An 8,287-nucleotide genomic window follows, 5' to 3' on the forward strand; every position below is an offset into this window, starting at 1 on the left:
TGAGGAAAGGGCGTGAAAAGACGAGTCATTCTTTTTTTGAGTCAGCCCCTTTGATCGACAATATGTAGATCACGGTTTGGCATGAAGCTCAAGCAACGGATCGGCGTCACTCGGCCAATTGATTTGTCCCGTGTAATGATCCTCAATCGTCGCGACTGGTTCCGAACGTTCGAATCGAGACGGTTGCGTCGACGTCGTACAGTCGATCAAGATCGCTAACAGACTGATGATACTAAAACATCGTCGCATCATGATGTATTCTCCTTTTGTCGTTTCTCTTCTCATTTTAAGCAAACTGCGCTGATTCGCCATCCGTCCTCCGCTGTATCTCTCACTCCGCCCATCAAAAAAGACCGACTAGATACGTCGGTCTGACACCGTCATCCTTGTTCACCAACGACGGAAAATCGTTCGTTGAGATGTTGTCCCTTTTCAAGCTCATCCACTACAGCAATAGCGTAATCCGCGTAACTGATATAGCTTTCCCCTTTTGCATTTAGAATCATCTGCTCGCCGCCGACCAAATACGTTCCTGTTCGTTGACCGCTCGGATCAAAGAATCCAGCGGGGCTGAGATACGTCCACGTCACGTCTTGCTGTCCTTGTAGTTCGATCAGATTTTTCCCCATATTCGAGGCTGTCGGATAATACGCTTCCGGGAAATCCGGTGTTTCCATGACGCGTGTCGAATGACTCTCGTCAACGAATAGACTACCAGCTCCACCGACGACGAATAGGCGCGTCTTACTGCCTGCTAACAGATTGATCAAGTGACGCCCGACTTCGATATGTTTCGTCTCCTCACCGGGTGCTGCGTTAAACGCATTGACGATTGCGTCAAACTCGTTCAAGTCGTCTTTCGTCAGAGCGAGGACATCGCGCTTGAGAATCGTGACGTTAGCCGTCACTTTTGCCGCATTGCGGACGATTGCTGTGACGTCATGCCCGCGCTCGATTGCTTCTTGTAGAATCAATTGCCCTGCTTTTCCTGTTGCACCGATCACTCCAATGTTCATGATGATTCCTCCTTTTGATATGTAACTACTTCGATTACATGTAACCAATATAGTTACAATTGAAGTGTTTGTCAACATTATTGTCTCTATTCCCCGTTTCTTGCCAAATGAACAATACGACGTATAATAAGAGAACACTGTTTTTAAGAAGGAGGGGTCATCGGTTGGCCATCAGTACACGTTTTTCCGTCGGCATCCACATTCTCTCGTTGATTGCAACCGACGAGAAAATGACATCCGACTTGATTGCCTACAGCGTCAATACGAATCCGGTTGTCATCCGTAAAATCATGAGCATGCTCAAAAAAGCCGATTTGATTGAAGTTCGTCCGGGTGTTGCCGGTGCGCGGCTCGCCCGTCCATTGTCTAGCATCACGCTGCTTGACGTTTATCACGCTGTCGCTGTCGTACCGGACAAGGAATTGTTCGGCGTCCATGCAGCACCGAATCCAGACTGCCCGGTCGGACGAAACATCCAATCGACGGTCACGCCAATCTTCGAGCTTGCACAATCCGCCCTTGAGAAAGTGCTGGCTCATGTCACGCTTGATGATATCGTCAATGAAATCAAACAAAAAGAAGCATCGTCCTCGAAAGGATGATGCTTCTTACTTTAGAAAAACCATTGGTATAGCAAATATCCTCCACCAAGGATTACGACGACTGCAAGCATCTCAAGTCCGCGCATTCCGTCGTTTTGTCCACGAGGTACGGCACTACCAAGACCTTGATCAACACCATCGCGTAGATGATCGAGTGTTTGTTTCTTTTCTTGTTTGTAGCGAGACAATCGAATAACCCCCTTTTTACATATTGTACCATTATGTCCTTCTCTTGTATGATGATATTAGTTGATTAAATAAAGAGTTCATCATCAGCTGTTGATGTTGAAATAGCGAGTTTCAAAAAACGGAATGAGTAAGATTGATTTGTTAATCGATAATCGTGTCCTTCCCTTCTGCTCGTAACCGCTGAAGCGATGCTTTCATCGTCTCAATCTCTTCGTCCGCATGCCGTTCCCACGTTCCGAGTTCAGCGATGATCTTCACAGGTTCAGTCGAACGATACGACCTGGTCGGATTGCCTGGAAATCGTTTGTTCGTCAAATTCGGATCATCTTCATACGCTCCGAGCGGCTCGACGAGGTAGATGTGCTCTGGAGCGTCAGATTGTGCGAGCTCCGCGCCCCACTTCGCTGCATCGAGCGTTGCTGTGAAATAGATATGTTGAAGCGGATGTTCTCGAAAATTCGATGCATGTCCCGGCTTTAATTCGTCACCGATTTGAAGTGTCGCTTTCGTGCCATGGAAAAATGGACCTTCGACTGTTTTCATATACTCGCCTCCTGACTTGATACATTCAGTATAGACAGTAGATTCATCGAGATGTAGTCTGTTTCAAAATGAAATTTCAAGGTATACTTATAGCAAAAGAAGACAAATTTGTCGTCAGATTGTAAATCGTTTTTCATCTACCCGTCAGGCATGATGGGATTAGTCATTTTATATAGGAGGTCATCCGTTTAACGTGAAGTTCTTTAAAGCTTTAGCGAAAACCGAAGAGGCTGTCTGGATTCCAGAAGCCGAGTGGCAAACCGTTTGTAAGCAAGAAGGATTGACAGTGCCGAATCATCCACAAGAACAAATCGTTGGGCTTGCATATAATAATCAACGCCAGATTGTTGAGGTCACTCGAAACTTACGTCTCCCTTCACTAAGTTATTACGTTACGATTCTTGAACCACCGAATAGTCGATCGCTTGTCTCGAAACGATCCTATTTGACCGTTCTTTATGAAGGTACGAAACAGACGGAAAATACAGAATATGGTACGTTTTCTTTAATTGAAATCAATGTCAGAGAAGAAGGTCTTGGCGAACGTGGTTTGTTGCTCGAGGCTTTGATTCAAGACATTGTGAAAAAATTCAAGTCTTTTGTCATTCGTGGCGACTATGCGACGATCACCTTACAAGGACGCGTCTCTGAGATGTGCTTTACGAAATATGGATTCCAATTGAAGGATTCGTATCTCACGTTATCAAGCGGTATACTTCCTGATCGGATTTGATTCGATCAGGATTTTTTATAGGTATATCGAAATAATGGAAAGTGATGGTTTTTCGCTCAAACTAGTAGCATGAGATATTTTTAATATGGTATGGTGAAACTAGTTCAACAGCAGTACATTCTATATTTAAGAAGTTCTCCAGGACAACAACTACAGAGACATATCCAATGGCATGCCGGCATAAAATTGCGGCCTATCATAATCAACAAATCAAGCGTGCCAACGATTTCTTAAAACACTGGGATCTTTCCCATACGAATCTGGAAGTATTACGTTGCTTACACACGACCTCATGCACGAGTCAGAAGGAAATCGCCGAACGGATCCAAGTGACCGAGGGCACGATTTCACACGGAATCAAACGACTGTTCGACCGGCAACTGATCACGCGTCAACGGAAATGGAAGACGAACTATCTTCTGCTGACGGAAAAAGGAACAGCCATCCTACAAGAAGTGGTGCCCGCCTACGAACGTTTCATCAAGAACAATTCGCCGCTTTGACGGCTCGACAACAAGAAGAATTGGTCCGTTTCTTCGATAAGCTCAACCCTGCGTGACGAAAGAGGAGGAAAAAATATGACCTTCACATTCGAATCCTCGATGCAGCACTGGAACGCCATTCAGCGACTCCATGGCCGTTATTCGAAAGAAGTCAACGATGTGTTGAGACCAAAAGGACTCTCGAAGTCCCAATTCGATTTATTGATGACCTTGTATCACCAAGAAAGTGCGACGCAAAAATCACTTGAACGAACGCTTGAACTCTCAAGTGGCGCCATTTCACAAACGGTCAAGAAATTACTTGCTGAACATCTCGTCATCCGGAAACGGATCAATCGAGAAAAGCGGGTTTTGTTGACAGAACAGGGAACGAAGTTGATCCAAACGTCCGCTTCTGAAATCGAGGAAATCGATGATCGTTATTTCCGTGCTTTTACGTCAAAGGACCACGAAACGTTTGATCAATTGCTGCATAAAATGCAGAGCGATCATTTTTAAATGCTTCTAGTCGCTAAAACTTTGCAAGTCCTTCTCTCTTCTGCACGGTACAGGAGAGAGAAGGACTCTTTTTGTTATTCATTGGTAACATCATGTCGCGCGATTTTATAATCTGACTCAGATATTTGCCATTCCTCTCGAGTCCACCATGCGATCAAGCTCGCCATTAATAAGATGCTTGCCCAGTAAATCAAGAAGGTGTTGCCGTTAAAGTATTGACTGTTCATATAGGGCGAAGGCATCGACGTAATACTCGTTAAATAACCGTCATCGATCGTTCCACGATCTGCAATGACTTGTTGTTTGACCAACACTTGATACTGGCTGAACTGTTCGATTTGATAAATGATGCCACACACAAGATAGATCATCGTGCTGATTGATAAACCAATCAAGGATAAAAAACGTAACTGCGCTTCTCTTATCCATTTCAACACCAGAATGATCCCGATTGGAAAAAGTAACAGGAGTAGCATGAGTGGTAGGAACCCTAGATTCCCATTGCCGCTAATTTGTTGTGGATATACTTGCGTCGAGCGACCCAAGGATACAAGAAGTCCACTAAAGATGCTTAATGCTACTATCAATCGGTCTATCTTCACGATTCTCATCCAATCGTTCCCTCCTTTAAAAATTGTTCGTGATCAATATGATTACACTCATTATACAAAAAGGAGATATTCAAAATTTCCTTTTTCAGGAATCAAGGAAATGTGTTATCCGATTTCTATTATCTTTCAATTTCATTTTTTGAATCAATTTCTTTTTAAAATTTTTCTCGATATTCTGACGCCGTCGCGTAATAATAGATGAAAAGGAGTGGTCTGACCATGCTATTACGTCATATGACACATCGGCATCATATGAAATCCATCGTGACACGCGGAGGATTATCGCCGGCATTCCAAGTCGACGCACCAAAAGGCTTGATCGCGTTTGAAGTCGATCCTCCAAGCGAAGCGTACCAAATGCACTTTCATCAATTGAAGAGTGGGTGGCAAGATGGAGATATCGTCACCCTCGAATTCGACGGGGAGAGAATGCAAGCAGCAGGCTTTGAAATTCTGCACTCGAATGAAGATGTCCGCAATCAAGATGCAGAGAGATTAGGGGTATCCATCAAGGAAATTGGCTCGTTTGCATTCATTCATAATTTCGTCTCACTTGATTATCTAATCGAGTCTTCACGCGAGAAAATCTCAGAGTATTATTGATTTAGAAGAGAACCTGTTATCTTTTTTAAAGATAAGGTAATTACGATACTTTAATACACCTTTAGGGTATCTTTGGTTGTATAGAATAAATATTTACTAAGTAAATCATTTTATTGTAATTATCTTTCAGAAACCATTCGAGAGGAACACGAATATGTGGAATACATTGAATCATCTCATCCTCAACGTCGCTTTAACCTTTTTCTTCGTGCTCATCTCTCTATTCTTTTTTAAGCGGTTTCAATTCCGAAATACGCTCGACAGTTGGCTGAAAAAAAATCTGTTAGTGCTCATTCTTGCAACCGGTGCCGGCTACTGGGTCATTCACAATGCCATCACCTATGAGGGATTTCGTTTCGATTTGTCGATTACTTTAATCGTCATCGCCTTCATCTATGGAGGCATCAGTAGCGGCTTCATTACGACGCTCGTCTTCGCTTCCCTTCAAACGTTTGTTTTTCATTCCAATCATGCATTTTGGCTTGTCGGTACGTATCTAATCGTCAGCATCGTTGTCTTATACTTACAAAATGAAGCACCGGATCGCTTTATCTCGTTTCCGATCATTTTTTCAATCGCACTCATTCTTTGTTTACCATTCGTTCAACATGTTCGTCCGAATGACGTGACGGCGATGACGGTATTTCTCGTCGGAAACGGCTGTGCCGGTCTCCTGCTACACAGTATTTTGCATCAAGTCCGCTGGCACTTCCATCAAGTCCGGATGCATCGGCGTCTCGCTTTGACGGATATGTTGACGGGACTTGATAATCGGCGCCATTTAGAAGAGACGGTCCAACGATATAAATCACAACAGATGAACTTTTCAATCATGATCATCGATGTCGATCATTTCAAACAGGTCAACGATACATACGGTCATGATCGAGGGGATCATATCTTACGACAAATCAGTGCCTTGCTTACGTCCTATTGTCCCCCTTCTTGTGTGCTCGGGCGATTCGGCGGTGAAGAATTCATGATGCTGTTACCAGAATATTCATTGCCTGAGACGCGTCGAATCGCGGAACAAATTTGTGAAGCCAGTGCCACGCGAACGTATGAGTTATCAGCGACGGAACCGCTACAAGTGACGTTATCGATTGGTGTGTCTCGCCAAACCCATCAACCGTCTGAGATCTACAATTTTCTACAGACAATCCAGCAGGCAGACGCTGCCCTCTATCAAGCGAAAAAGAGTGGTCGGAATCGTGTCTTTCATCATGACCCGTTACGATAAAAAGGTGAAATCCCTCCTCGTGTAACACGAAGGGGGATTTCGATATGAACAGGAGGAACGAGCATGGAGATCACGGACGTCTTACGGTTCACTAATCGCGAGGACTTTCGACAATGGTTGACGAAACACGCGGATCACGTATCCTTTTGTTGGGTGATGCTCAGTCGAAAACAGTCAGGAGAAGGTTTACTCTATCTTGATGCCGTCGAGGAGGCACTTTGTTTCGGCTGGATTGATGGAATTGTGAAGAAGACAGCGGACGGTGAACTGGCGCAACGGTTCACCCCGCGTCGAAAGAACNNGTCCGTCGCTTAGAACGGCTCGGTTTGATGCAACCGTCCGGACGACAAGTTCTCCCGGATATGCGACCTGATGCGTTCGTTATTGATGACGTAATAAAGACGCGTCTACAAGAAGACCCGGTCGTTCATGAACAGTTTAATGACTTCCCGGAGCTCTATCGACGCATCCGGATTGATACGATTCAAAGTGTACGTAAGGATCCCGCTCTCTATGAAAAACGTCTGCAAACGTTGATTGAAAAAACGAAACTGAATCAGATGTACGGTCAATGGAATGACGGAGGTCGTCTCTTACTCGAAGAGCTTCCGGAGACGGAATCAGAGGCTGATCGGTCAGACCGCTAAGAAAATCTCTTCTAACGATTGGCGTTCAATCTGCACCTCGTAGACTTTGACGTCTTGTTTCGCAAGCATGACGAGTAACTCTGGAATATCCTCTTCCGTCGATAAATCAAGCCGTGTACAATCATCAACTTGCGACAAAAGCCGAGCGTATGCTGGCAGATGCGATGGCTCTAATCGCGGAACAGTCCGAATACGGATTTGAATTTCCTGCCTCATTGCTTCTTGTAAGGACGCAACGGTTCCAGAGCGGACGATTCCACTGGCATGAGCGCGGTACGACGGCCGCTGCGACCACACGTGCGCTTCAACATGATGATGTCCTTGATTTTCTCCCGGAGGTTCCACTAACAAACATTCAGTTGTACGTCGCAACATTACCGCTGGATCAAGCACCCATCCGTCAACAACGGATTCTCGAAATTTAAGAAAGGAATAGCCTTTCTTTTGAAAGACACCTCCGCTTGCTTTGTTTTATTTTGATAAAATAAATAAAAACAAATGGAGGTGTCTCATGAAACGTACCTTAGTGTTAGCCGTTCTTCTTATTCTAGTCGTTTGCATCATCGTTTTCGAACCGTTCCGTGGTGCGCCACCGAATCCCGAAGTCGAGGCAAAAGGAAAGGATGTTCCGACTGTCCAAGGATCTTATTGCTGGGATAGCTTACTCCGCAGTCAATGTGTCGATAAGACGTACCGTGACGGTCTTGACCTAGCAAAAGGGAAAACGCCAGTTACCGTCTCTGCTGGAGCACCCGTCCGTGTCGAGTTATCCGGTGATCCTAAAAGCGTGAAACTGATACAATGGGATGATCAAAAACAAGAGTCTCGCGTCACTTTGAACAATGACCAGTTCAATGCTCCAACAAAGCCTGGTATCTATGCTTATGAATTAAACTCCCGCTGGAAACAAGGAGACGGACAATTTGGATTCATATTAAACGTTCAGTAATCACAATATCCCCACTGTCGTCTTATTGCGTCAGTGGGGTTTTGCTATCATCCAGTTTGACGGTACAGCTGCAAGATTCCGAGGACAGTCAAGATGAGATGACCGGTTCCGATGAACAAAAAGACCGGGCGAATCAATTGATCCTTCGTTTGT

13 protein-coding genes and 1 pseudogene are annotated in these 8,287 nt (G+C 44.7%); 8 read left to right on the plus strand and 6 right to left on the minus strand.

Annotated elements, in window-relative coordinates:
* Positions 1-69 precede the first annotated feature (69 nt).
* Both B4C70_RS08685 and B4C70_RS08690 read right to left on the minus strand, forming a co-directional pair.
* Positions 70-252 carry a hypothetical protein gene (locus tag B4C70_RS08685; protein ID WP_214729935.1) on the minus strand — a complete coding sequence of 61 codons (183 nt, stop codon included), beginning with the start codon at positions 250-252 and terminating at the stop codon, positions 70-72.
* A gap of 128 nt (positions 253-380) precedes the next feature.
* On the minus strand, positions 381-1,016 hold the full coding sequence (locus B4C70_RS08690; protein WP_290778505.1) for an NAD(P)-dependent oxidoreductase: 636 nt from the start codon (positions 1,014-1,016) through the stop codon (positions 381-383).
* Between the two features lie 164 nt (positions 1,017-1,180).
* On the opposite strand from B4C70_RS08690, the gene B4C70_RS08695 reads away from it, so the two are divergent.
* Positions 1,181-1,618 (plus strand): Rrf2 family transcriptional regulator, encoded by a 438-nt coding sequence (locus tag B4C70_RS08695; protein ID WP_290778508.1) that lies wholly within the window; start codon positions 1,181-1,183, stop codon positions 1,616-1,618.
* A gap of 11 nt (positions 1,619-1,629) precedes the next feature.
* Here the strand turns inward: B4C70_RS08695 and B4C70_RS08700 are convergent, their stop codons facing one another.
* Complete coding sequence (locus tag B4C70_RS08700) at positions 1,630-1,806, minus strand: hypothetical protein (RefSeq protein WP_155960154.1); 177 nt, start codon at positions 1,804-1,806, stop codon at positions 1,630-1,632.
* Between the two features lie 142 nt (positions 1,807-1,948).
* Complete coding sequence (arr, locus tag B4C70_RS08705; protein WP_214853434.1) at positions 1,949-2,350, minus strand: NAD(+)--rifampin ADP-ribosyltransferase; 402 nt, start codon at positions 2,348-2,350, stop codon at positions 1,949-1,951.
* A gap of 193 nt (positions 2,351-2,543) precedes the next feature.
* Between arr and B4C70_RS08710 the strand changes: the two genes are divergently transcribed.
* The 3 genes from B4C70_RS08710 to B4C70_RS08720 all read left to right on the plus strand — a co-directional run bounded on the left by B4C70_RS08710 (position 2,544) and on the right by B4C70_RS08720 (position 4,084).
* Positions 2,544-3,083, plus strand: a complete 540-nt coding sequence (locus B4C70_RS08710; RefSeq protein ID WP_214729939.1) for a hypothetical protein — start codon at positions 2,544-2,546, stop codon at positions 3,081-3,083.
* Between the two features lie 167 nt (positions 3,084-3,250).
* Positions 3,251-3,586 carry a MarR family transcriptional regulator gene (locus B4C70_RS08715; RefSeq protein ID WP_214853427.1) on the plus strand — a complete coding sequence of 112 codons (336 nt, stop codon included), beginning with the start codon at positions 3,251-3,253 and terminating at the stop codon, positions 3,584-3,586.
* Between the two features lie 75 nt (positions 3,587-3,661).
* Positions 3,662-4,084 (plus strand): MarR family winged helix-turn-helix transcriptional regulator, encoded by a 423-nt coding sequence (locus B4C70_RS08720; RefSeq protein WP_290778513.1) that lies wholly within the window; start codon positions 3,662-3,664, stop codon positions 4,082-4,084.
* A gap of 74 nt (positions 4,085-4,158) precedes the next feature.
* Here B4C70_RS08720 and B4C70_RS08725 read toward each other — a convergent pair whose 3' ends face one another.
* Positions 4,159-4,695, minus strand: coding sequence for a hypothetical protein (locus tag B4C70_RS08725; RefSeq protein ID WP_290778516.1), 537 nt, complete (start codon positions 4,693-4,695; stop codon positions 4,159-4,161).
* Positions 4,696-4,914: 219 nt separating this feature from the next.
* Between B4C70_RS08725 and B4C70_RS08730 the strand changes: the two genes are divergently transcribed.
* The 3 genes and pseudogenes from B4C70_RS08730 (at position 4,915) to B4C70_RS08740 (ending at position 7,185) form a co-directional block, all read left to right on the plus strand.
* Positions 4,915-5,298 (plus strand): hypothetical protein, encoded by a 384-nt coding sequence (locus B4C70_RS08730; RefSeq protein WP_290778519.1) that lies wholly within the window; start codon positions 4,915-4,917, stop codon positions 5,296-5,298.
* Between the two features lie 154 nt (positions 5,299-5,452).
* Positions 5,453-6,538: a GGDEF domain-containing protein gene (locus B4C70_RS08735; RefSeq protein WP_290778523.1), complete on the plus strand. Its 1,086-nt coding sequence runs from the start codon at positions 5,453-5,455 to the stop codon at positions 6,536-6,538.
* A 63-nt stretch (positions 6,539-6,601) separates the two neighbouring features.
* Positions 6,602-7,185: pseudogene (locus B4C70_RS08740) on the plus strand (YdeI/OmpD-associated family protein).
* Here B4C70_RS08740 and B4C70_RS08745 read toward each other — a convergent pair.
* On the minus strand, positions 7,174-7,482 hold the full coding sequence (locus B4C70_RS08745; protein ID WP_290778526.1) for a DUF4162 domain-containing protein: 309 nt from the start codon (positions 7,480-7,482) through the stop codon (positions 7,174-7,176). The pseudogene B4C70_RS08740 and the gene B4C70_RS08745 overlap by 12 nt on opposite strands.
* 214 nt (positions 7,483-7,696) lie before the next feature.
* Here B4C70_RS08745 and B4C70_RS08750 point away from each other — a divergent pair, with 214 nt between their 5' ends.
* Positions 7,697-8,134 (plus strand): hypothetical protein, encoded by a 438-nt coding sequence (locus tag B4C70_RS08750; RefSeq protein ID WP_290778529.1) that lies wholly within the window; start codon positions 7,697-7,699, stop codon positions 8,132-8,134.
* The last annotated feature ends 153 nt before the right edge of the window (positions 8,135-8,287 follow it).

The organism is Exiguobacterium sp. UBA5002 (assembly GCF_002396765.1).
Taxonomy (GTDB): Bacteria; Bacillota; Bacilli; order Exiguobacteriales; family Exiguobacteriaceae; genus Exiguobacterium_A.